This window comes from Pedobacter sp. AW31-3R, from assembly GCF_052180285.1.
GTDB lineage: Bacteria > Bacteroidota > Bacteroidia > Sphingobacteriales > Sphingobacteriaceae > Pedobacter.
This window is the reverse complement of record NZ_CP197475.1, coordinates 2241464-2263387: the sequence shown is the minus strand read 5'-3', so window position 1 is coordinate 2263387 and position 21924 is coordinate 2241464. Positions and strand designations below refer to the sequence as shown.

Genomic DNA, 21924 nt, shown 5'->3' with positions numbered 1-21924 from the left:
TGTAATCAGCGGCATTAGTGGGAGTTTCAAAAGTGGTTCTTCACCACTTTTGGTGGTTACTTCGGTTTGAGTAGCAATCTTTTTCTGAGCAATTTGAAACTGGCCCTTCCAGACATTTGCCGTTTGATAGTCTTTAGCTTATTTACATTGCCTTCTACCGGGCCATTGCTCCCAGACAAGCTGATTGCGTTTTCAATGGCTTGGTAATCCCTTAACAGACCATTAGCAAAAGCCACGATCTCGCTAATGCCTGAGTCCAGCACATTTTCTATCCAGCCCTGAAGTTGATTCAGCAACAAATCGACAACTCTTTTTGTTATTAAATCTACCTAAATGCGGCCATACCTCTCCCGCTTTTTGTGAGCCCAATCATCAATCCCTATGGCCGTAAAAACGACAGGGCCAGGTAAAGAAGCTCTATGGATAAGCATCAGCAAACTAGTATCGCTGACAGGTACTAAAAAATGATAACATATTCTTTCTGCTGGTTTGCTGCCCTTTTCCAAGGTGGTTAGATCATTGAACTTCCATATGTAATAACTATGTATTTTGGTAAAGGGTTCACAGCAATTTAGACATAAATATATTCTCTGCTGGCTCTGCACATATGTATTTATCTGATTAACTACAGAAATAACCTTAAATATATCAGCAGAAGAGAAAATTAGATTGGCAATATTCATTATTTTGTAACGAACACTAACCTTCAATTATCATAATTACGACCAAAAGCGGGGAACAACCACTTTTACCGAAACTCCCATTTTGTACTTGGCGATCCCGACAGCATTCAACTATTAAGTGATGCCGAACCCTGCACTAACATTTTTCAGGAAGAAGATGGCTCTATTGATCCCAAAGCTAAGTATTTATATAAGAACGGATCGCGCTTTGAGTGCTCCAGAGATAAAGTAGCTATCGACGAGATAAAATTTGCGAAGGGCGATTTCATTATGTACCATAATCAGAAACTCTACGGAAACACTACACTTGTAGATTTACAGGCGTTATTTCCAAATGCTGCAAAACAAATCGGAGCGATGGATGTAGCTAATGAGGGCAGCCTACAAGTCATAAAGTTAAGAGAAGACAAAGACAATGTTTCTGACGGGCATGTTAATCTTTTCCTTAAAAACGAAAAGCTTTATTTTATGCAATGTTGGTTCCCGTGTTAAGCCTTTGACAACCTGACCATTATATAACTATTTGAAAGCTACCGCAATCCAGTTTTATTTCTTTAATTCATCGTTTCCATGCTCACAAAACTTCTCAACCTGCTATTCTTTATGGTACTTGCCGGCCTAGCGAATGCCAAATCATTTCAATTATCATCCGTTAACCAGGCTAAAACGTTCAACCTGCGCATCTACTGTACTGCTGAAGGTGAGGCGGGCCTTGTTCAATATAGAGGGCAAGAAGGATTTATGGCATTAAGTCTTAAAAAATTTACTACTAGCGTTCTTACCAATACGAATAAGCAACCTAAGGGCTATTATTATGAATGGAGCGAAGTCTTAGCAGGAAAAATTACCGGCAGTTATGTAGTTAAAGAACAGTTGGGCAAGGTTACAGACGCCTGGTATACGCGCAACAAAGATGGCCGGCGGTTCAAATTGACCGGATTTGTTAAAGACGCCTCGCACGATGATATTCAAAAATACCTGCTACACAATGTGCTGGTTACGTTTGCCTGGACCAGTGCAGACAACCAGTTTATGTTCACATATCCTAACGGAAAAGTTAGCAGCCCTAACTTCATTTCGTTAGATGCACCAAATGTAACCAGATCATGTTACATTAGAGACTATAACTTCGATGGTTACGACGACCTTGCATTTTCTCTTCCTGATGCTGGCATGGGGGTTTATCAAGATTTTAACATTTGGCTATATAACCCGGCAACCAAACGTTTTGAGCCCTTGCAGGAAAGTAAGGATCCACGTGCAAAATGTTCCGGACTATGCGACGTAAGCCTAGATGCCAAACAAAAGCTTTTTTACACGGCTTGTAGAGGAGGTGCACGATGGTGGCAAGATATTTACCGCATAGACAAAGATAACCAGCTGATGTGGCTCCGGTCTGTAGAAAAGAAATAAAACCACCACATACAGCACTATACGCTAGCCAACATTAGCTATCAAGCGCTACACGTACCCCACATGATAAGTACAATTAATCCCACAGCACTTAGATCATTCACATTAATGATCTGCATATTACTAGTATCCTGCAGAAAGAGTGGGTATCATGGTTACATTTTTGATAGCAAAACCAATCTTCCTTTAAAAGACGTTTTGTTAGGATAAGATCGGCAGCAGGTTCGGTCTGACGAAAAAGGGTATTTTATCATAAGGAATACAAATAACGTTTCCGACAATCTCTTTTTTTATAAGACAGGTTATCAAGGGGATACTGCAGAAACAATCATTGTACATGCGCGTGAGACAATGGATGAACGTTTTGAAAACGCAGACGACACCATATTTTTTATAAGAACAGCTAACCCAGAGACACTAAGAAACAAGCATGCCCCATCAGACGAAGAGAATATCAGATGGCCAATTTCACCTAAACAATTCCATAAATTTTATAAGAGGAATTTGGAAATGGGCAAATACACTTTAGCTGCGCCGAAAGGATTTCAATCAACAGTTTATCGTGATGTAGTGACCAGGTGTCAGGAAAGCCCTTTGGGGTATGAAATCAGCATCAGTGACCATTGAAAAACTCGCAACGAATTAATATAATGTCGGTTTTGCAACGCCCATGCCCTGATAACGGGCTTTGTTCATCTCATAGTGCATTGTTGTCATCATATTCAGATATTCCTTTAGAGAGTTCAGATCATAGGCTTTTCTATGACTGTCAACATTTGAACTATCGGTTAAGCCATTCTTCACAAATGCCCTCCCTGTTTTCTCCACTTCATAATCCACCTGGGTTCCGAAAAGTTGCCTGCGTCCTGCATTCACCTCAACCCTATCAAACAGATATGCATAGTTTTTGGGGTTTGCGTTTTTCTTTTGAACCTCTTTGTTCATTGCCGTCAACACCCTTTTCTGAAACTCGGGAAATTTATCACAATGTTGTACGATCAGCCAGAAGTTATCCGAACCATCTTGCCCCACTTTATCAAAGCCCAAATAACCATATTGTTTGAAAAGTTTCTCCACCTGCAATTTATGAGCCGTGAAAACACTATCCTTATAAGTGTCCCACTGTTTCTCCCATCGGAAGGCCGCAATCTGATCGGTTTTAACCATAGCTGCCAGTTCATTTTTTAGACTCGATTTTCTAGCGTCTGTTAGCTTTATGGCACAGCTGGAAAAGATAACTGTAATAAGCGTAATGTAGATTCTATATTTCATTATTGTTATAAGCTTACGTCTAATCAAGGTGTTGATACTCATTTGATGATGCAATTGTCATTATATCAGGTCATTTCGGAATCCGCAAAATAATAACGGATCAAAAATTCGGCGTTGCCTTAAAACAATGCATTTGCATAGAATCACTTCTCCTTGAAAAGAGTTCAAATTTAAAAATAATAAATCACAATATTGTGATATAACAATATTTAAACTGAGTGCAAAAGATCGAAAGAAATTTATTTAGAAGTGTAAATACTTTGTCAGCTATATTTTGTCTTAGCCAACATACTTAGAACCAAGTCCTGAAAAGTAAGATACCTATTGTTAAACTAAAGGTCTTCAGTTTAGTAAGCTAACTGTTGAGGCCCCAGACGTGTATAATCGATTTATAGTACTTCAATGTTATTTATATGTTCACAAATGAATGTAATTTTGTATAGAGCAATTAAGAGTAGGCAAGTTCAATAAACCGTTTGAGCGCTTTCTTAACTTCTTCCTGACCAGACGGCTGTTGCAAGTCAATACCACAAAAAGGGTTCTCCTGCATCTTGGCATGAAGGGTAAGGTAATAGACCCCTCCCATTAGTAAAGCATACATCGCCCTAAAGTTTTTATCGCTACCCTCAAAATGTCCATCGAAGACCTCACTCAACACCTGATTACCTATGTTCTCGCGTTTCAAATCAAGTTCTTTCAAAATCGGCAACTTCTCGCTAAGGCCCCAGGTAATGATCCGGCGCATTTCCTCATTCTTGATCAGACTGTCGAACTGGTTCTCCAGAACATTGTAAGCAAGCGTCTTTCCAGCATCCGCTTTACTGGTTTCCACGATATCACCGACTTCCTCCGGACTAATTTTCCAGTAGTCATTGGTATTGAGATACTCCTTAACTAGTCCCTCAAGACTACCGAAATAGTCATAAATCAGCCTCCTATCTACCTCTGCAGCATCAGCAACCTTGCTGATACTAAGCCCGGAAAAACCATCTTTTTTCAGAATTTTTCCCAAAGCGGTGATCAGGTTCGCCTTGGTGCGTTCCTTGTTCCTAACAGGGCCATCTGTAACTTTTCTTGCCATTTGATTCAACTTTGGTGCAATTTGCAATTTTTTTGCGCCACAGTCAAAGATTCCTCTATAGAAACAAATGGCTTTTGCATTTTATTGAGCGCTAAGGCCAATTCTATACAGAATTCAGGTGACAACAAAATCAGATCACTGCGAAACAAAGAACGTATTTATTTTATATCACAATATTGTGATATAAAATAATATTTACTATTTTTACACTTGCGCAGCATTTAGGGGAGCTTTAATATTTCTTCTGATTTCTAAACCGGAAGACTTTTAATGTGCACTTCTAAAGCCAGACAAATAACCATCTGAACCCATTCAACAATGAAAAAAATTAACTTTTGTTCCTCACAGTAAATGGAACCATCTTTTTGCAATCCTGTAGCAAGGAACAAGAAGCGCAACTAATGCAGACACAAACAGAACAAACTAAATCTGAAAGCATACAGGTGCAGAAATCGAACAGTATCGTTGACACTTCTACTTTCCGGTATAAAACCCCTGATTCTTTGATAACCAATCCAACTCAAAAGATGGTGTCCAGTGATAACTGTCAGAAGATAGAATGATTATACGAGTACAACACTATTAACAATATTGGAGAGGTATGCTATCGAAAAATTGATGGCATACCCTATCACAAGACTAAAGCATATTTACCTCATTATTAAACGATAACAATAAAAATGACAACTAAAATTCCATCCAACCCTAAAGATCTCAAAACGCTGATCAAACAAAGAGATTTTCTCAGAGGCCTCCTTATCGGTGTCTGTATCCTTTGGCCATGTATACTCGCTGCCGCCATTTACTTTTATTACAAAAAAAGTAACATAGCGTTGTTTCTTCCCGTTGTTACGATTATTTTAGGTTTTCTCCCAGTCTATTTACGGGTTAAAACATTGAACGCTGAGATAAAATCAAAAGAGCTCAGCTAACCCAAGTTCAGCAAAAGACAGACATCCCATCCAATGAAAAACAATCTCCATATTACTACCCTCATTTTACTCTTGACATTGGTTTCGTGTTCCGATAAAATCGTTTACGGGTCCGCCGTTATCGTTCAGCAAATCGTCGTTTTCGAATTCATTATATACGTCATCATGTTCCGCAGTAGCGGTCAGCGTATCTACCCAGCGCTCAGGCTGATTGTCTTTGCACCAGTGTGCGCAGATTTGGGCAGCGAGCAAACCGTGGGAGCGCTGTGTAATGATCTGCCATCCAGATTCTGTATAATTTACGATCATGTTCAGAGTTTGTTGTATAACATCCGTCCAGGCATCCTGTGTTTAGAAAAGCAAAAAAAATATTAAACAAGATCATTCCCACACCTGTTTATGCTTTAACCAAATCCTACAGCTATGTCCCGTTCAAAAAAATCTTCTAAAAAGACCGTGAAAAAAGCAGATGCCGGAGCGGTCATCGCAGCAAAAAGTTCCAGTGTTTCTTTTCCTGAGATCTCTGCCATACCCGGTTTAACTCAGAATATACGCGTAACACGCTAAGGCAGGGAAACAGTATTAAACCATGATGAGAAAAACAAGCAAGACTTTAACTGCCCGCGGGGAACTCCTGATCAAAAAAAATCTGACCATTGCCTTTGCAGAAAGCGCAACCACCGGCCGGATCGCAGCTGAATTCTCGCTGGTCCCGGATGCGGTAAATTCCTCAAAGGTGGCTTAATCTCCTATGATGCCGCGCTGAAAACAAGTTTGCTTGAAGTACCTGAACAACTCATAACCGACCTAACGCCGGAATCTCCGGAAGTTACACATGCTATTGCCCTTGGCCTTCAGCAGCTGATTGCTGCCGATATCCACGTCGGGTGTACAGGGCTGACCTGTCCTGGCGGAAGTGAAACTCCTGAAAAGCCTGTAGGAACCATGTTTATTTATGGACTTAGCGGTAAAGACCTGCTCTTCGGAGAACGCAGTTTCTATAAGGGCGCCCCGGAAGAAATCATTTTGCAAACTATAGAAAGAACGGCATTCTTGCTGATTGCCAGTGTGAATGCCGTTCCGAAGCGATAATAGATCTAATAATTGACTACTTGTGATCAACAGGTTTTTGCTGCTCATAGGTCTGATGGGCAACCGTGCTGTCTGGTAGCACATTACTCATTCCAACCTGCAATTTATTCTTTAGTCCTGATACCACTTTATCTTTCCCGGCCATCAGCGCGTCATAACCATCTTTGGCTACATCGGCAGGATCAGCCATCGCATCTTTGTCCTGGACTGCTTTACTGTCCAGCATATCTGCTTTATTGAAAAAGTCGGTGTCTGTCACTCCCGGCATAAGTGCAGTTACCGTAATCTCTGTATCCCTCAGTTCTTCACGAATCGCTTCGCTGAAGGACAGCACAAATGCTTTCGTCCCATGATATACCGCTTGCCATGGCCCCGGGCCTTTACTGGCCACCGAGGCCAGGTTCAGTATTTTACCTGAATTTCTGGCGATCATTTCTTTGAGGAATAACTTGGTCAGCACCACCAGGGAAGAAATGTTCAAGTTAATGATGTCCAGTTCACGGTCGATATCGGTTTCTTCAAATTCTCCGTAAACACCCTGACCGGCATTATTGACCAACACATCAATCCGAATATGCTGCTCCTGCAGCTCCGCATAAAGTGCAAACGCCTCTTCGGGATCAAAAAGATCTTTTGCGATGGGAATCACGGTAATCCCTTTTTGCTTCAGTTCTGATGCCCTTGCATCCAAGTCGCCCTGGTTTCTGGAGACAATGACCAGGTTGTAACCATCAGCCGCAAATAATTTAGCAAGTTCGTAGCCTATACCGCTGGTTGCACCGGTAATCAAGGCATATTTATTTGTTGTATTCATAGGATTGTTTATATATCTATTATTCCGTTATTTGGAGAGGGTAATTTGTTCCAGGTCTTTTCGGGGCGGACCGGAGATCACTTTCCCGTAAAGATCAAATCTTCCTCCATGACAAGGGCAGTCCCAGCTTTTTTCTGCAGTGTTGTAATTGACAATACAACCCGCATGGGTACACTCCGGCCTCAGTGCTGTAACTTTACCGTGGTCATCCTTATAAAGCGCAAGTTTATGCCCTTCCAGTTCAGCTACTTTGCCCTCACCTCTTTTGAGCCCGGATACCGCATCAAGTTCTTCCGTTCCGAACCGATCGGCAATGAAATGCCAGGCCACATCTGCATTCTCCTTAACGAATTCCGTAAAACCGGCTACCGGTTTCAATCTAGAGGGACTGTACAGTTCCGAATATCGATTTTCGGTTCCCTGGATCTGGTCACTGATGATTTGAGCTGATAAAGTACCAAACATCATCCCGTTCCCGTTAAAGCCTGTTGCCATATAAATATTTCCACCTGAGGCGCCTAACCGACCGATGTAGGGCAAGCCGTCGGCCGGGATGTAATACTGTGACGACCACCTGTAAACCACTGATTCTACCTGGTAATATTGGTTTACATAACTTTCCAGATTTGCGAATGCCTTTTCCGGCTCATCATGCCCGGTCTTATGATCTTCACCACCAACAATAAGATATTTCTGACCGTCTATTTCGTGAGTCCTGAAATAATGATAAGGCTCTTGCATATCATAACTGAGCCCTTCAGGATATTGGTTATCTTTCAGCCTGACGCCAAGAACATAACTGCGATAAGGTGCACAACGAAAACTGAAAGCTGTGATTCCCGGAGGTATATGTGTTGCATAAACCAAGTTGGTGGCTTTAAAAGTTTTGTTCCCTGCTGTAACTTCAATAGTTCCGTCATTTACTCTACTCTCTTTCACAAAAGTATTTTGCAGGATGACACCTCCCAGTCCGATAAACTCCCTGGCAAGTGCATTGACGTATTTCAGCGGGTGGAACTGACCCTGCTGGTCAAAACAAATGGCCAGCTCAAAGGGAACCGGCACATCATTTTTTGATGATTCCTCAACTGCGATGCCGGCTTTTACTGAAGAATCCAGGATTTCCTTTAGCTGTTTGGTTTCCTTATCAGTTTCCGAAAATAAATAGCCTTTTTTATATTCAAAATCGCAATCGATCCCATATTCATCAATAAAACCTTTGATGCTCGAAAATGCTTCCTTCCCCGAATCAGCCACCAGTTTCGCTGCCGCTTCACCAAAATCACTTTCAATTTCCGGGTAAGTGGCATCGAAGAACGTATTCAGGTGCGCACTCGTACCGCCGGTAGTACCAAAACCAATATTTGCGGCTTCAAGAACAACACATGTATGTCCGGCTCTTTGCAGCGTCAAGGCTGTAGTGATCGCTGTGATTCCTGCCCCGACGATGATGGTATCAAAGGTATCTGGAGATTGGACTGCGCGATCTGTCAGCGAAACCTGCTCTTCCAGCTGCCAGGGACTTAGGGTGGAGCCGTCTCTTGGAATGTGATTAATGAACTTTTTCATCACAAGGGGATTAAGGTTTCAACACTACTTTAACACAGTCGTCCTGTTTTTCGTCAAAGATCTTGTAAGCATGTGAGACTTCACTTAGTGGCATCACGTGGGTAATGATGTCATCCAGCACCACCTTTTCTTCTTTCACCAGTTGAATGAGGGTATCGACATGGTTCAGTACCGGCGCCTGTCCCTGCTTGATGGTCAAGCCTTTATCAAAAATCCGGAACAAAGGGAAGTTATCATAGGGACTGCCATACACACCGAGTATAGAAACCGTACCGCTCCTTCTGACCGCTTCAAAACACATTTCCAGTACCTTGATGCTGCCCTTTTCAAAATTGATCGTGGCTTTTACTTTATCCAGGAAGGTGCGTTCAGGTTCAAATCCTACCGCATCAATGCAGACATCGGCTCCTCGGCCCTGCGTCATTTCGCGGATGGCTTCTACCACATCCACTTTATGCGGATTGAGGGTATCCACATTGTTGACTGCTTTTGCTTTTTCCAAACGGTAATCTAGCGGATCGATCGCAATCACCCTGCTGGCACCGTGCAGCCATGCTGCTTTTTGTGCCATCAGGCCGACAGGACCAGAACCAAAGATGGCGACCACCTCTCCGCCCTTCATTTGTGCCCAGTCTACGCCCGACCAGCCGGTAGGAAAAATATCCGTAAGAAATAAGGCCTGTTCATCGGTGATGTTGTCAGGAATGATTCTCGGGCTTACATCCGCATAAGGTACACGTACGTACTCTGCCTGTCCGCCGGAATAACCGCCGTAAAGATCCGTGTAACCGAACAATGCTGCCCCTTTTTGGTCCATCAGGTCACCATTCGGCCCATAATGTTTGTAGTTGGAATTCTCGCAACTTGGAGAGGCGCCATGATTACAAAAAAAGCAAGAACCGCAGGCAATCGGGAAAGGGACAATCACCCGGTCGCCTTTTTTTAGGTTTTTGACCTCCGCACCGACCTCTTCAACGATACCCATAAACTCGTGCCCCATGACCATATCAGTGGTCTGAGGTACGGAACCACTCAGGATGTGCAGATCGGATCCGCAGATCGCGGTGGAAGTTACTTTTAGGATGATGTCTGTCGCCAGTTCAATTCTGGGATCCGCTACGGTCGTGTAGCTGATGTCTCCAGGTTTGTGAAATACTGCTGCTTTCATAAGGATGTTTTAAATAGTTAGACAGCTAAACCAACACCTTGAAAAAGAAAAAGTTTCAGCATAAATCCCCGAAACAAGTTTATTCCCGAGCTGTTTAGGAATAATAAACCAATCGAAATGAACAACTTAGCAAACCGGGCCAGATATGGCTTTTTTTACCGGAACGGGCTGAGCCTGGTCTTCCTGTCTTTGTTTCTTCTCACACTGACGGCGCAGGGACTCACAGGCTGGAAACAGCATAATAAAGACCTGACCGAAGAGCATGCTCCAGAACTCGGACTCGGCACCTACCTGAAAAGCGGTCATTTTATTTCTGCTACATTTGAGAATTTTGAAAGTGAGTTCCTGCAAATGTCATTATATGTTATGCTAACCATTTCATTGAGACAAATCGGCTCCGCAGAATCTAAAAAGCTGGATGAACCCGAAGAGGTAGATCGGGAGCCAAAGGCCGCGAAAAACGCTCCCTGGGCAGTAAAAAAAGGCGGCTGGGTCCTTTGGCTGTACAGCCGTTCGCTATCCATCGTTTTTTCGCTGCTGTTCCTGTTTTCCTGGGTATTGCACTTCTACGGCAGTTGGCAGAACCACAATGTGGAGCAGCTTGCCAAACATCTGCCAAAAGAAAGTGTAGCCGCGTATTTAGGCCAGGCAGAATTCTGGTTTGAAACCTTTCAGAACTGGCAGAGTGAATTTCTTTCGGTACTTGCAATCGTATTCCTGACCATTTACCTGCGTCAGAAAGGATCTCCTGAATCCAAGCCTGTAGATGCGCCGCACATGGAGACCGGCAAGTAGTCTGTGGTAACCGAAACGAAACAATCTGGAGTTCCATATGGTTAATCATGATTATGAATCAATACCTAGAAAAAATGCTTAGAACGATAGTCATAACGGGTGCAACCAGTGGAGCAGGAAGAGCAATTGCGCTGGCTTTTGCCCAAAGGAAAGAAAAATTAGTGCTAGCCTCCAGGAATCTGACAGCGCTGGAAGAAATCGCTGCAGAATGTGAAAGCCTTGGAGCTGAGGTCAAATATATACAGGCCGATGTAACTGAGTCCGGCGACATGATCAGTGTCGCCGCAATGGCCGATGATTTTGGTGGCGGTGTAGATGTATGGGTAAACAATGCCGGGGTCCTTGCCGCGGGACTTTTTGAGGAAACACCTGTAGTTGTCCTGGATCAGGTCATCAAGACCAACCTTATGGGATACATTCATGGGGCTCATGCAATACTTCCCTATTTTAAGAAGCAAGGAAGGGGCATCATTATCAACAACATTTCTATTGGTGGATTTCTTCCGGTACCCTATGGAACAGGTTACTCTGCCAGTAAATTCGGGCTCAGGGGATTTTCTGCCGCGTTAAAAGCTGAACTGAGCGGATTTCCGGAGATTCATGTCTGCGATATTTTCCCGGCCTTCCTGGATACACCAGGTATTCAGCACGCAGCAAACTATACCGGGAAAAGTATAAAACCTGCTCCGCCGGTTTACGATCCCGCACGCATCGCTCAGGCAGTAGTCAAGGTTTCCCTGCGGCCAAGGTCCGAAACCATGATCGGCAGCCTTTCTCATTTGCTGAGGGCGAGTTATGCCCTGTTTCCCATGATCACCCGGACAATTACAGGAATGGTCATCAAAGGATATTTAAAACAGGCCGAACCGATTGAAAAAACTGACGGCAATTTATTCCTGCCGGCCGCTTTTGGAAATGCGGTATATGGCGGATGGGGTTTACCGGGAAAACCGAAAGCCCATAGAAAATACCTGGCCTCCGGTTTATTGCTGATTGCAGCTGCCGGACTTCTTGTCCTGAAAAGAAACAGGTTATAATTATGATCCTGGGCAATTGTCGGTCCGGTGACAGGGATATCTCCGGCATCGTCCATGATCCCGAAACCAGCCACCACGATTAGAAAGAAGGGTAGGTATCCTTGTAGTCTTGTTAGTGCTGATACCGGGTGATTGACTTTGGCGGTATTAGATATCTCCAAATGCAATGTGCCAATCATTGCGCCCCAAAACACTGTCAATCCTGCTAACCTCTCAAAATTTTTCTAAAAAATTAAAAATAAGGGGAAATGAGGTTCCAGGGGCCACGTCAAAACAAAAGTACCCAGGTAGTGTTTTTAAATAAATCAATTGAGCTATGGCAAAGAAACCCATCACCCCTCTACACCAATTAGTCCCAGGGACGGACTGGATAATACAGGCACCCAAGGCTACGATTCTTTAAGCGATGATGGCTATACAGGCTCCTCACCGAAACCTAGCGAGAATCCGGATGATAGCGATAGTCACACCGGAAGTTCATCTGAGGATTTCAATGAGAACAATAAACCAGAATAAATGAAAGTTTCCTTAGGCTAGGTTCTGGCTTTTGGCAATTTCATGCCCAATCTCCTGGATCACCTGCTCATCAAGCAGCAGGTCCTGGTGCCCAGAACTTTCATCATACTCATAAACCGGATAACCTCCGGGTTCCAGCTCATCGGCGGTAATGGCTTCCCAATTTTCCCCGCCGCTGCCCATAAATATTTCTCCCAGCAATGCGCCATGATAAATGATTTTATAAGTGCCTGCTTCCTGAGGGTGGATGTTGAGGTCAATCTGATTACCTCCTGGTCTGATGATGATATTAAATGGATCCATATTTTTTTATTTTAAAAACCACCATCCCTCACAAATTGTTCTGTGACTACATCTATTCACTTATAAAAAACAAAATTATGGCAACTACAAAAGCTTCGAAAGCAGCAGCTTCGAAAACCGGCAAAATGGAAGACTCAGAATTTCATGAATTCTTCGTTGACGAATTGAAAGACATCTACTGGGCAGAAAAACATCTGGTGAAAGCCCTGCCAAAAATGCAGAAAGCGGCGACCAGTCCTGAACTTGCGGCGGCATTTGAAAAACATACCCAGGAAACCCAGCAGCACATCGAAACCCTGGAAAAAGTATTTGAACTCCTGGACGAAAAAGCGGTGGCCAAAAAATGCGATGCGATGGCAGGTCTGCTGGAAGAAGCCAGCGGGATTATTGAGGATACCGATAAAGGGACCATGATCCGCGATGCAGGATTGATCCTTGCCGCTCAGAAAGTCGAGCACTATGAAATTGCAACTTATGGTACCTTACGGGTATTTGCAGCTAACATGGGCCATACAGAAGTAGAACAACTGCTCTCCCAAACCCTGGAAAATGAAAAAGCGACCGATGTAGCGCTTACCGAGCTTGCGGAGACCTCTATCAATGCTCCTGCTTCCGCAGAGTAATATTACCTTGCTAAAATGAAACGCCCCGGCAATTTTCCGGGGCGTTTCATTTTAGCAGTCATTGGCAATTTAAGATTGATTGCTCCTTGAATTGAGGATCAGGTAACCCCTATCACCCAACCCTACAAAAAGCAAACTTTTTCCCGGGTAGCAGGTTATCACAAACAACAATCCTAAAACCATGGAAGACAACAAAACAATCATCAGCGACCTGAAAGGCCTGATCAATATCCTAAACGATGGTAAAGAAGGCTACGAATCTGCGAGCGAAACCACTGAGAGTATAGAACTGCAAGGGCTTTTCCTGAAATATTCCGCCCAGCGCGCTGCTTTTGCCGATGACCTGAAAGCACACCTGGAACAACATGGTGGCGAATCTGAAAATGAAACAGGCGGAATATTGGGCGCACTGCACCGTACCTGGATCGACATCAAACAAGCTTTGACCAGCAAAGAAGATTTGGCCATCCTTAACGCCATCGAAACCGGAGAAAAAGCAGCCATCGAAAAATTCGACCAGACGCTGGATGACCCCGCTACCCATGCCGACCACATCGAACTGCTGCAAAGACAGCGCACCGGTATCCGCGAGGCTTTGAGTGAAATTGAGACCTACCGCCACCGCCTGGAAAATATCAGTGAATAAAATACCTACACCTACCTATGAAAACTAAAGCCGGAGCAATCCGGCTTTTTTATTTGATCGTGAGTTCCCAATGTTCAAAAACCATTTCCAAATAAACATGGTTAACCTGGTAGCAAACCCAACACATGCCTAAAATTCAACAACCTTCCTACCTGAACTTCGATACCGGTTCCTATCCCTGGAAACCGGATATCGATTACCGCCGGCATCCTGAAAAATACAAAGTCGGAAAAGGCGAACAGGGCGTACTGATTTGCGAGCCCTACAAATCCGAGATCGGCCAGCACTGGCGTTTTAAAAACGTGGAAATTGCCATCAAAAGCAGCGAACAGATATTCTCCATGTTCAGCCAGTACCTCCAGAATAACGATTTCGTGGGCGCAGACATGGCACGTAAATACCTCCAGATGGGTTATACCAGGGCCAGAAGATACGCCAACTACAAAGGCGGGGTCAAATACCAAAAGGACAACGACTACAAACTTAACGAACGCGGGACAGGGGAAGCCGAAAAAGCAGCTGCAGCCCAAATCTTCTATGACAAATACAAACAGGCCGAGGCCAACCCCATTTACAAACACCTGAAGTCCGACTGGAAAAAACGTTACGGCTAAACATGAAGCCCATAAAAAAACAGAACCTGCCTACCAAGATCTGCCCCATCTGCCAGCGCCCTTTCACTTGGCGCAAGAAATGGGAAAAGAACTGGGAGCAGGTTAAATATTGCAGTAAAAAATGCAGCGGGCAAAGCCGTTCAGGTAAATGAGCCACCGTTGTTTGTCAAGTTGCGGCAAATGCTACGAAATTCCGACAGTCTTTCGAATTTCCTCAAACCATCAACCGCTCAACTTGTTAGCTCAATACACACAAACGAATATGCAGCAGATTTATATATTAGAAGACAGCCAGGACATCGGCTACATCCTGGAATTATTACTGGTCAACGAAGGTTTTGACGTGGAAGTATTTCCGAATGTTGCCGCCATCAAAAGCAGGATGAAAGATGAACTGCCTGACCTGTTTCTGCTGGACATCATGCTTCCCGACGGAAACGGTCTTGCCCTGTGCCAGGAGATCAAAGAAGATTCAGACACCCGGAACATTCCGGTAGTGATGATGTCTGCCCACATGAGCCCGGAAAAAATAGTGCCCGAGATCCATACTGATGGATTCATTTCAAAACCCTTTGATTTGGATGATGTCACAAAACGCCTGCACAGCCTGTTGAAACCCAATTTAAATTAAAGTACCTGATCAGAAAGCAGGTTCAAAGACAAGCCCCTAAAAATGCAAAGCCTCTTAGACAATCCGGTTCAAGTTTACGCAAACAAAGAAACTGCTTCAAATTGTGGTGCGATACCCTTGAAATCAAACAGCAACTCCAATTAAAACCATGAGCGTCAAAAGAATTGTGGCCAACATCCAGGGAAATGACCTGGAGAAAGCCAAAACATTTTACAATGAAATACTGGGATTAAAAGAACTAATGAACCATGGCTGGATCATCACCTACGGCTCCACTCAGCAGATGCAAGTTCAGATCAGTATCGCCAGTGAAGGCGGCTCAGGTACGCCGGTACCTGATCTGTCCATCGAAGTGGACAATCTGGATGCCATCTACATCGCCATGAAGAAAGCTGGATTCCAGATCATTTACCCACTCACCGAAGAGCCCTGGGGCGTCCGGCGCTTTTTTGTACAGGACCCCTTTAACCAGCTGGTCAACATCCTTGAACATCCTTAAGCCAGCCATCACTTTTTTGTCCTGCCATTCCAATCTGTCAGTAGAACCGTTGCACCAGCAATCGCCGTAAAGGCCAGGTTAAACCACAATTCCTTCCGGTTTTTACGGAAAGCAGGCGCCAGGCTTTGCAAAGCAAACTGGGCAACATTAAAGGGATCGATTTTCCCATGCGTTTTAAAAGGGATCAGTCCTTTTACCGCCACAGGCTGACGGGTCAACGCAACATAAGGCAAAAGCACTGTAGCTTCCGCTGCATAAATCCAACGGACTTTCTTACTCAGTTTCAGCAGGCTGGGCAAGACCATTAAAGCCCCGGTCAAGGCATAATCCACCAGCGCATGCTGTTTAGGGCTCAATACTTTAGCTTTCATATTCATCAGCATTTAAATTAAACACGCAATTCATCCCATCTGCGGAGCGCCGCATCCTGGTGATCACCAAAAACAGGGTCAAGCTCCGGAACCGGGATGCCATCCACCTGCTCCCGAACCGCTTCCGGCCGGCTGTCCGTAAGCTTAATCAGATCCGGTTCCACCCCACCGGGATAAGCACCCACGACCGCAAAATCATCACTATGGACTAACGAAATATGACCCGTTCCGGCAGGCAGAACCAATACATCGCCCGGCGCAACATGCAATAATTTCCCCTGGGGTCCGCCCAGTTGCAATTCCGCTGTCCCAACATATACCCCGAGTACCTCATGCGTATTGGTATGGTAATGGTGGAAATCATACACCCGCCACCTGAAGGCATTACCCCAGACATTTTTTGCAAAGCCGTCTTCTAGAAAATCAGCCGCATTTCCCGGATGTCCGTCCAGGACATTATGGTAAACGATCAGCGGATAACAACTATTGGGGATCAGCCCATCATCAGCCAACTGGTACAATTCAAAATTCTTTTTCATCACTTCAGCATTAGACTTCGTAAGCGAATATTGCAGCGCCAATTTCCTCAGCGCGCCAGGGCTCAATCAGCCCAAAACCATTCCAGTATATTCCCGCAGCAGTAATCTCGGGGTACAGGTCCACAATCTGTTGACCGGCAAAACAAATCCGATAGACGCCATCCGCCATAGGGATCACCGTGAGGTCATCCCCCGCAGCAAACAGCTGGTATGCTGCGATCTCATAGAACAGGCTTTTCATCGTTACAGGTTGTGCTCAGTGATCAGCTCACCCAACTGCTGAACAAAGCCCTCGTCCAGCTCATCCTGGCTGAACCACCTGACCTGGTCTCCCTCTGCTTCCGCGTAAATGACCCCAATTTTATTTTCCCCTTCCAGGATGCGGTATACGCCATTATCCTGCGGTTCCACCCGGAAGCGATCTTCCAGTAATTGTATCTCAAATGATTCCATAACTCTCGTATTATGCTTTATTTAAATAAACTTTAACTGCTTCGATGCCATTGCCCACCTCGGCAACTGCTTCCCTCAACTCATCATTGGTAACCTTCAATTGGCTGGTCCAATACTCAACCTCAAAATCATTGTCCATATTGATGTCCTGTGCATCTGCAAATTCTTCCTTTTTCATAGCCGAAACTTTTACTTTAAACAACTCCCAAACCCCTAAGTTTGAAACAATATACTTTAAATACCCATCAGCATCGATTTTTAAATAACCATTTTGAAATCCAACCCTAATGATATATTTGTTTTATGGGACTACCACTGCGCATTACATTTGAAGGGAGGGATTATACTTACAAGGTACTCACCAAATCCATTAACAAACTCAGCACCCTGATCCGTATTGAAATGGAGGGAAAAGAATTCGAACTCGTACCTACCGGGAAAGGTGAATGGTATGCCGCCGACACCACCATTTCCGACAAGCCAGACCTGCTGAAGGCGATTGCAAGAAATTTGGCCCTGCGTTATCGCCTGTAAGGGCTCATCCTGCTCACATTCCAAACAAAATCCTTCAGTTCCGCTAAACCATTAGCCCTTCCACAGTGTTAAGGATTAAAAAAAGCATTATGGAAAATCAGCAATCATCACAACAGAACCAGCAGGACGTCAGGCCCTCAGAGGCGCTGGAAAAATTCGTAAAACAGGAAGAAACAGAACATCCCCCAAAAACTATTGGAACAGGAAGCAATAACCCCGTACCCACCGAGGAAAGCCTGATCATTAAAAAAGACGAAGAAGAATAAACGAATAACCAAATCCATCACACTATGGACACCACAGATTCCCAGGGACTAGAGCGTTTCCTGCTTGCCCAGGAGCGGGATTATGAAAAAGCACTTACAGAAATCAGGTATGGCAGGAAAGAAAGCCACTGGATGTGGTACATTTTTCCGCAGATCCAGGGGCTGGGTTTCTCTGAATCTGCAAAATTTTACGGCATTAAAGACCTCAAAGAAGCCAGGGAATACCTTAGCCATACTACGCTTGGCCCAAGACTGATCACCATCAGCAAAGCCCTTCTAGAACATACAGACCGGAGCACACAGCAAATCCTGGGCAGCCCGGATGATCTGAAGCTCCGTTCCAGTATGACCCTGTTTGCTGCTGTTCCCGGATCAGACCCGGTTTTTCAGCAAGTCCTAAAACAATTTTTCGACGGAGAAAAAGACCAGAAAACCCAGCGTTTTCTGAACCTGCAGGCCTATAGCGATCAGTAAGCTAAAAACCATTTAACTCCCAAAGGGATAATACCCTGCATGTGCCCATGGCCCGCCCAGGTAGTACCAAATATCCAGTCCCAGGGCCTGCACCCGGAAGGGCTTAAAACCAGCAGACAGCTCAGCCAGCAAAGTCCTGGCCTGCTCCGGACTGGTTTTATTCTGAACCGTGACATGTCCACGGAAGCCCTGGCTGTCCTGAGCAGAAAGCCCAAATTCAAATAACTCCATCAAACGATGACGCAATCGGAGCAATTCTTCGCTTTCCAGCCGAAAGGCCACCCCTGCGCCCAGATTGATCAGTCCCGTTACCTCCATTTCAAACCCAGCGAAATCAACCACTGAAAGACGCTCCAAAAGCCCGGCATCCTCGGGTAATTTGTGAAACAGCGTCAAATGCGCCTTCAAAAAATTCCGTTCCGGCGGAAAATGCAGCTGACGGAGGCCATCAAAATACAAAGCTGATGCTTCATCCATACGCAGGGTCAGAATCAGTGCCGGTTCATAGCTGCCCATCATGAGCCTTCACTATCCAGAGCCTTCAACGATGTATGCGCGGAACCCGGCGATTTCTTGATCACCGTGAGCTCCCCGTTCAGTTCCATCACCACAGCCTCTACCTGGTCCACATCCAGCATGCGGAACTTCCTGATCTCCGCATAAATCTCTTCATGGGTCAGCACTTCTTTCTTCATCGCATCCTCTAAAAAATCACCCCGGTAAAACACCATTGTGGGCGAAGAATTGATGACCTTTTCCAGGGGCTTGGATTCCCTGGCCATCCAGGCGAGTGCATATTGCAAACCAATAATGACCACCAGCGCTACCGCACCTTCAGCCAGGGTCACTTTCCCGAGCATCATGGAGGAAAGCGTAGAACCCAGGGTCACAGACACCACAAAATCAAAAGCCGTCAATTTCGCCAGTGTGCGTTTACCAGATATGCGAATGAACAAAAACAACACAAAATAGGCCAGCAATGTACAGACCGCTACATGCCAGAGACTTTCCCAATTTTTAAACAGCAGTTCTTTCATCCTTTTAAACTATTGTAACTGCAAGACATTCGCACCAAGCGGCTCTTCCATTTTCCGCTCCAACCTTTTGTCGTGCACGATCACCATAATTTCCAGGGACCCGGTACTCACCGTCGCGGACAGCAAATGCCCGCCCCAGGCTTTAAAGGATGCGTCAGTGACCACCCCATGCACATGCAGTGAAGGCTTATCTTTCTGCCAGGCGATGGAACCGGTCATACTGCCCATTTCCACCTGCTGAAAATCCTTAGGTTTATATTCCTTCTTCTTGAAATCAAAAAAACCGAACTTCGCATTTACAAATCCCATCCCTGTTAAATTTGCTGAAGGTATCTTTTCGGCAACTGCCATTTTCTCAATTTCCTTGAACACATCATCTCCCTGACGCAAGACCATCAAATAGCCCGTCGGCGTTTTGGTATAACGTGCCGTATCGTTTTGCGCCGAAAGCTTCAGCCCAAAACCCAGCAACATGGCTAACAATACATACGCACGCATATCAATCTGCTTTGATGCTTACCCAACTGATCGCTTCATCGAGTTCTGAAAGCTGAAAACCTTTCGCCTCACCCGGATCTACATAACTGAAGATATCGGTGAAATTTTCAATTGCTTTCTGATCAGTCACGATCGCCATCTTCTTCCAATGGGTCAGGTGTTTAATTCCCGCAACCAGATCACTCCACCAGGCACCAGCTGTAAAATTCTCCACAGGCGTTTCCAATACCAACAGATAATAAATCTCGCCGTATCGATCAGCTAAGGCTTGCAGGCCAGGTAAAAATACCGTATCCAGGTCATTTTTATCAACTTCTCCCGCAGCGCGGACACCCAATACATGATCAGGCAGGTTTTCAATTTTTGTCAGCATAAATCGATGTTTATACAAACAACAAGCAGATGCACTGAAGGTTTTCCAGCGCTGCCATCATGAGTTAGCATTTAAGCAGCAATGACAGCGCCGGCGATACGCTGCCTGACCGGTTTATCTGCAAACTTCACCGTGAGCAGCCTTCCACGCAGGACCAGCCCGTTTAAAGCCGCGATCACCCGTTCGGCACCCTGCCTTTCCAGCATCTCCAAGAAACCAAATCCTTTGGACTTACCCGTCGATTCCTCCATCATCAAACCATATTGTGCAGCATCCCATGTGCTGCAACCATTTCAATTAATTCCGCCTCCGCCATATCCAGCGGATAACCTACGATAAAAAGTTTAACCATGATACATCTCAAAAATAAAAAGGAGCCGTTCCAGCAGAACGGCTCCCAATAAACCCGATAAACCTATTTTTTGTTTTTTTTCGCCAATACTGATTGGCGAACTTCCTGCGCTAACACCTTACTTTTCTGCAATGCAGCCCTTAACCTGACCCCAGCCGACCTGTTGCCTTTCAGATAGAACTTTTGCGCGTCTTTCTCTGCTGAGAAAACGAGTTGTTTCAATAAACCAGTTCTTAAAAGAACGGTTTCGATTTTTCGAAGATGGTAGAGAGATAAATTTGTTCTCTGATTCCCTATCTTAATTTCAAACTCAGCTACTGCCTGCAAACCCGTCACTATACTGTGACCTGTATTTTTACCGTTATTAATTTACAAGCTTTATATTAGATAAAAAAAAGACCATGGAAGAACAAAATTAAGCGAATGACATTTAGAGCGCGAAAGAAATTTCCAATGATATTTTGAAAAAACAGAGCGAGCTGCTCGAACGCATTGCCGAGTCCAACCAAAAACTGGATGACCTCCGGGAGCGCAGTCAGGAATTCCTGCACCCCGATCAAAACCCGAAAAAAGAACAAGAATAAATTTGCACAAGGGCAATAGCAGCTACTCCACCCTTACCACCATCCAGCACACCGCAGACATTTCCGCGCATCAAAACCCCGGCCTGGCTAAGTTGCTAACATCCAAAACAACATACTTGGAACTTATACCGTCGCCATCACACCACAGGCTGCTTTAGCCCGCCTAATAACGCGTTATCAATGGGGATGATTTTTCAAACTTTAAATATCCGTTGGTTGTTGAATTGAAACACGCAGCCAGTCAGAAAAAAATGGCTGTGTTCTGGATTATACTTGGTTCATCAATTATTAAAAACATGGGAAAGATAAGTAACCTATTTGCTGGTTTTGCCAGCGCCGTCGCACTCAATGTGCTGCATGAATCTTTAAAGGATAAAAAAACTACGCCCAGAATTGATTTCCTGGGTGAACAGGCCCTTCAAAAAACAGTCCGCTATTTTGGCGGCAACATCTCCGACACGGATGATCTTTATAAGGCTACGCTGGCAGGGGACATCATTTCAAATACGATTTATTACAGCTGGATCGCTTCAGCAAAAAGCCAGCATTTGTTTACCAAGGCAATCGCTATGGGCCTGCTTGCGGGCATTGGCGCAGTTAAGCTGCCCGAGCCTTTAGGCTTGAACCCCAAACCAGTCGCAAAAACAGACGGCATCAAGGCGATGACAGTGGGCTATTATGTTTTTGGAGCCCTGATAACAGCTGTAGTGGCATCCGCGTTAAAAAAAAGCCGGTAATTCATTTGTTCACCAAAC

35 protein-coding genes and 1 pseudogene are annotated in these 21924 nt (G+C 44.7%); 16 read left to right on the top strand and 20 right to left on the bottom strand.

Annotated elements, in window-relative coordinates:
• Positions 1 to 56: 56 nt before the first annotated feature.
• Complete coding sequence (locus tag ACSBL2_RS09225) at positions 57 to 296, bottom strand: transposase (protein ID WP_442591397.1); 240 nt, start codon at positions 294 to 296, stop codon at positions 57 to 59.
• Positions 297 to 1253: 957 nt separating this feature from the next.
• On the opposite strand from ACSBL2_RS09225, the gene ACSBL2_RS09220 reads away from it, so the two are divergent.
• Positions 1254 to 2096, top strand: coding sequence for an XAC2610-related protein (locus tag ACSBL2_RS09220; RefSeq protein WP_442591396.1), 843 nt, complete (start codon positions 1254 to 1256; stop codon positions 2094 to 2096).
• 642 nt (positions 2097 to 2738) lie between these two features.
• Here ACSBL2_RS09220 and ACSBL2_RS09215 read toward each other — a convergent pair.
• From ACSBL2_RS09215 to ACSBL2_RS09200, 4 genes are all read right to left on the bottom strand, one after another.
• Positions 2739 to 3410 (bottom strand): DUF6624 domain-containing protein, encoded by a 672-nt coding sequence (locus tag ACSBL2_RS09215; RefSeq protein ID WP_442591395.1) that lies wholly within the window; start codon positions 3408 to 3410, stop codon positions 2739 to 2741.
• Between the two features lie 406 nt (positions 3411 to 3816).
• Positions 3817 to 4449 (bottom strand): TetR/AcrR family transcriptional regulator, encoded by a 633-nt coding sequence (locus tag ACSBL2_RS09210; protein WP_442591394.1) that lies wholly within the window; start codon positions 4447 to 4449, stop codon positions 3817 to 3819.
• A gap of 998 nt (positions 4450 to 5447) precedes the next feature.
• A complete protein-coding gene (locus ACSBL2_RS09205; protein WP_442591393.1) occupies positions 5448 to 5690 on the bottom strand; it encodes a DUF3891 family protein in 243 nt (80 codons plus the stop codon).
• 95 nt (positions 5691 to 5785) lie between these two features.
• On the bottom strand, positions 5786 to 5911 hold the full coding sequence (locus ACSBL2_RS09200) for a hypothetical protein (RefSeq protein WP_442591392.1): 126 nt from the start codon (positions 5909 to 5911) through the stop codon (positions 5786 to 5788).
• 59 nt (positions 5912 to 5970) lie between these two features.
• Between ACSBL2_RS09200 and ACSBL2_RS09195 the strand changes: the two are divergent.
• Positions 5971 to 6473 (top strand): annotated as a pseudogene (locus ACSBL2_RS09195) (CinA family protein).
• Between the two features lie 16 nt (positions 6474 to 6489).
• Here ACSBL2_RS09195 and ACSBL2_RS09190 read toward each other — a convergent pair.
• From ACSBL2_RS09190 to ACSBL2_RS09180, 3 genes are read right to left on the bottom strand one after another with little or no spacing between them, the layout of a single operon-like run.
• Positions 6490 to 7287 carry an SDR family NAD(P)-dependent oxidoreductase gene (locus ACSBL2_RS09190; protein WP_442591391.1) on the bottom strand — a complete coding sequence of 266 codons (798 nt, stop codon included), beginning with the start codon at positions 7285 to 7287 and terminating at the stop codon, positions 6490 to 6492.
• Positions 7288 to 7314: 27 nt separating this feature from the next.
• Entirely contained in the window at positions 7315 to 8856 is a 1542-nt protein-coding gene (locus ACSBL2_RS09185; protein ID WP_442591390.1) for an FAD-dependent oxidoreductase, read from the bottom strand.
• A gap of 10 nt (positions 8857 to 8866) precedes the next feature.
• On the bottom strand, positions 8867 to 10024 hold the full coding sequence (locus ACSBL2_RS09180; RefSeq protein WP_442591389.1) for a zinc-dependent alcohol dehydrogenase: 1158 nt from the start codon (positions 10022 to 10024) through the stop codon (positions 8867 to 8869).
• 117 nt (positions 10025 to 10141) lie between these two features.
• On the opposite strand from ACSBL2_RS09180, the gene ACSBL2_RS09175 reads away from it, so the two are divergent.
• From ACSBL2_RS09175 to ACSBL2_RS09165, 3 genes are all read left to right on the top strand, one after another.
• Positions 10142 to 10819, top strand: a complete 678-nt coding sequence (locus ACSBL2_RS09175; protein ID WP_442591388.1) for a DUF6766 family protein — start codon at positions 10142 to 10144, stop codon at positions 10817 to 10819.
• 53 nt (positions 10820 to 10872) lie between these two features.
• Entirely contained in the window at positions 10873 to 11856 is a 984-nt protein-coding gene (locus ACSBL2_RS09170; protein ID WP_442591387.1) for an SDR family oxidoreductase, read from the top strand.
• A 309-nt stretch (positions 11857 to 12165) separates the two neighbouring features.
• Positions 12166 to 12372 (top strand): hypothetical protein, encoded by a 207-nt coding sequence (locus ACSBL2_RS09165; protein WP_442591385.1) that lies wholly within the window; start codon positions 12166 to 12168, stop codon positions 12370 to 12372.
• Between the two features lie 12 nt (positions 12373 to 12384).
• On the opposite strand, the gene ACSBL2_RS09160 is transcribed toward ACSBL2_RS09165, so the two are convergent.
• Positions 12385 to 12675 (bottom strand): hypothetical protein, encoded by a 291-nt coding sequence (locus ACSBL2_RS09160; RefSeq protein ID WP_442591384.1) that lies wholly within the window; start codon positions 12673 to 12675, stop codon positions 12385 to 12387.
• Between the two features lie 77 nt (positions 12676 to 12752).
• Between ACSBL2_RS09160 and ACSBL2_RS09155 the strand changes: the two genes are divergently transcribed.
• From ACSBL2_RS09155 to ACSBL2_RS09130, 6 genes are all read left to right on the top strand, one after another.
• On the top strand, positions 12753 to 13298 hold the full coding sequence (locus ACSBL2_RS09155; RefSeq protein ID WP_442591383.1) for a YciE/YciF ferroxidase family protein: 546 nt from the start codon (positions 12753 to 12755) through the stop codon (positions 13296 to 13298).
• Between the two features lie 181 nt (positions 13299 to 13479).
• Positions 13480 to 13944 carry a ferritin-like domain-containing protein gene (locus ACSBL2_RS09150; RefSeq protein WP_442591382.1) on the top strand — a complete coding sequence of 155 codons (465 nt, stop codon included), beginning with the start codon at positions 13480 to 13482 and terminating at the stop codon, positions 13942 to 13944.
• 125 nt (positions 13945 to 14069) lie between these two features.
• Positions 14070 to 14558, top strand: coding sequence for a DUF4385 domain-containing protein (locus ACSBL2_RS09145; RefSeq protein WP_442591381.1), 489 nt, complete (start codon positions 14070 to 14072; stop codon positions 14556 to 14558).
• A gap of 2 nt (positions 14559 to 14560) precedes the next feature.
• The gene (locus tag ACSBL2_RS09140; protein ID WP_442591380.1) at positions 14561 to 14710 is read left to right on the top strand and encodes a DUF2256 domain-containing protein; all 150 of its coding nucleotides are present in this window, start codon (positions 14561 to 14563) and stop codon (positions 14708 to 14710) included.
• 110 nt (positions 14711 to 14820) lie between these two features.
• On the top strand, positions 14821 to 15189 hold the full coding sequence (locus ACSBL2_RS09135; protein ID WP_442591379.1) for a response regulator transcription factor: 369 nt from the start codon (positions 14821 to 14823) through the stop codon (positions 15187 to 15189).
• Positions 15190 to 15337: 148 nt separating this feature from the next.
• Complete coding sequence (locus tag ACSBL2_RS09130; RefSeq protein WP_442591378.1) at positions 15338 to 15688, top strand: VOC family protein; 351 nt, start codon at positions 15338 to 15340, stop codon at positions 15686 to 15688.
• Positions 15689 to 15696: 8 nt separating this feature from the next.
• Here ACSBL2_RS09130 and ACSBL2_RS09125 read toward each other — a convergent pair whose 3' ends face one another.
• From ACSBL2_RS09125 to ACSBL2_RS09105, 5 genes are read right to left on the bottom strand one after another with little or no spacing between them, the layout of a single operon-like run.
• Positions 15697 to 16059, bottom strand: a complete 363-nt coding sequence (locus ACSBL2_RS09125; protein ID WP_442591377.1) for a hypothetical protein — start codon at positions 16057 to 16059, stop codon at positions 15697 to 15699.
• Positions 16060 to 16076: 17 nt separating this feature from the next.
• On the bottom strand, positions 16077 to 16598 hold the full coding sequence (locus ACSBL2_RS09120; RefSeq protein WP_442591376.1) for a hypothetical protein: 522 nt from the start codon (positions 16596 to 16598) through the stop codon (positions 16077 to 16079).
• A 10-nt stretch (positions 16599 to 16608) separates the two neighbouring features.
• The gene (locus ACSBL2_RS09115) at positions 16609 to 16839 is read right to left on the bottom strand and encodes a hypothetical protein (protein WP_442591375.1); all 231 of its coding nucleotides are present in this window, start codon (positions 16837 to 16839) and stop codon (positions 16609 to 16611) included.
• A gap of 2 nt (positions 16840 to 16841) precedes the next feature.
• On the bottom strand, positions 16842 to 17051 hold the full coding sequence (locus tag ACSBL2_RS09110; protein ID WP_442591374.1) for a hypothetical protein: 210 nt from the start codon (positions 17049 to 17051) through the stop codon (positions 16842 to 16844).
• 10 nt (positions 17052 to 17061) lie between these two features.
• Positions 17062 to 17229, bottom strand: coding sequence for a DUF3606 domain-containing protein (locus tag ACSBL2_RS09105; protein WP_442591373.1), 168 nt, complete (start codon positions 17227 to 17229; stop codon positions 17062 to 17064).
• Positions 17230 to 17354: 125 nt separating this feature from the next.
• Here ACSBL2_RS09105 and ACSBL2_RS09100 point away from each other — a divergent pair, with 125 nt between their 5' ends.
• From ACSBL2_RS09100 to ACSBL2_RS09090, 3 genes are all read left to right on the top strand, one after another.
• A complete protein-coding gene (locus ACSBL2_RS09100) occupies positions 17355 to 17585 on the top strand; it encodes a hypothetical protein (RefSeq protein WP_442591372.1) in 231 nt (76 codons plus the stop codon).
• A gap of 89 nt (positions 17586 to 17674) precedes the next feature.
• Entirely contained in the window at positions 17675 to 17851 is a 177-nt protein-coding gene (locus ACSBL2_RS09095; RefSeq protein WP_442591371.1) for a hypothetical protein, read from the top strand.
• A gap of 24 nt (positions 17852 to 17875) precedes the next feature.
• Positions 17876 to 18325 (top strand): DUF1810 domain-containing protein, encoded by a 450-nt coding sequence (locus ACSBL2_RS09090; RefSeq protein WP_442591370.1) that lies wholly within the window; start codon positions 17876 to 17878, stop codon positions 18323 to 18325.
• 12 nt (positions 18326 to 18337) lie between these two features.
• Here ACSBL2_RS09090 and ACSBL2_RS09085 read toward each other — a convergent pair whose 3' ends face one another.
• The 6 genes from ACSBL2_RS09085 to ACSBL2_RS09060 form a co-directional block, all read right to left on the bottom strand.
• Entirely contained in the window at positions 18338 to 18844 is a 507-nt protein-coding gene (locus ACSBL2_RS09085; RefSeq protein ID WP_442591369.1) for a 2'-5' RNA ligase family protein, read from the bottom strand.
• Positions 18841 to 19362 carry a DUF421 domain-containing protein gene (locus ACSBL2_RS09080; protein ID WP_442591368.1) on the bottom strand — a complete coding sequence of 174 codons (522 nt, stop codon included), beginning with the start codon at positions 19360 to 19362 and terminating at the stop codon, positions 18841 to 18843. The genes ACSBL2_RS09085 and ACSBL2_RS09080 overlap by 4 nt, the downstream gene beginning before the upstream one ends.
• Before the next feature lie 9 nt (positions 19363 to 19371).
• On the bottom strand, positions 19372 to 19860 hold the full coding sequence (locus ACSBL2_RS09075; protein WP_442591367.1) for a PPC domain-containing DNA-binding protein: 489 nt from the start codon (positions 19858 to 19860) through the stop codon (positions 19372 to 19374).
• 1 nt (position 19861) lies between these two features.
• Positions 19862 to 20233 carry an STAS/SEC14 domain-containing protein gene (locus ACSBL2_RS09070; RefSeq protein ID WP_442591366.1) on the bottom strand — a complete coding sequence of 124 codons (372 nt, stop codon included), beginning with the start codon at positions 20231 to 20233 and terminating at the stop codon, positions 19862 to 19864.
• A 71-nt stretch (positions 20234 to 20304) separates the two neighbouring features.
• On the bottom strand, positions 20305 to 20487 hold the full coding sequence (locus ACSBL2_RS09065) for a hypothetical protein (RefSeq protein ID WP_442591365.1): 183 nt from the start codon (positions 20485 to 20487) through the stop codon (positions 20305 to 20307).
• A 161-nt stretch (positions 20488 to 20648) separates the two neighbouring features.
• A complete protein-coding gene (locus ACSBL2_RS09060) occupies positions 20649 to 20807 on the bottom strand; it encodes a histone H1 (protein ID WP_442591364.1) in 159 nt (52 codons plus the stop codon).
• Between the two features lie 239 nt (positions 20808 to 21046).
• Here ACSBL2_RS09060 and ACSBL2_RS09055 point away from each other — a divergent pair, with 239 nt between their 5' ends.
• Together ACSBL2_RS09055 and ACSBL2_RS09050 are read left to right on the top strand one after the other, a co-directional pair.
• Positions 21047 to 21169: a hypothetical protein gene (locus tag ACSBL2_RS09055; protein WP_442591363.1), complete on the top strand. Its 123-nt coding sequence runs from the start codon at positions 21047 to 21049 to the stop codon at positions 21167 to 21169.
• Between the two features lie 224 nt (positions 21170 to 21393).
• Positions 21394 to 21906: a hypothetical protein gene (locus ACSBL2_RS09050; protein ID WP_442591362.1), complete on the top strand. Its 513-nt coding sequence runs from the start codon at positions 21394 to 21396 to the stop codon at positions 21904 to 21906.
• Positions 21907 to 21924: the final 18 nt, after the last annotated feature.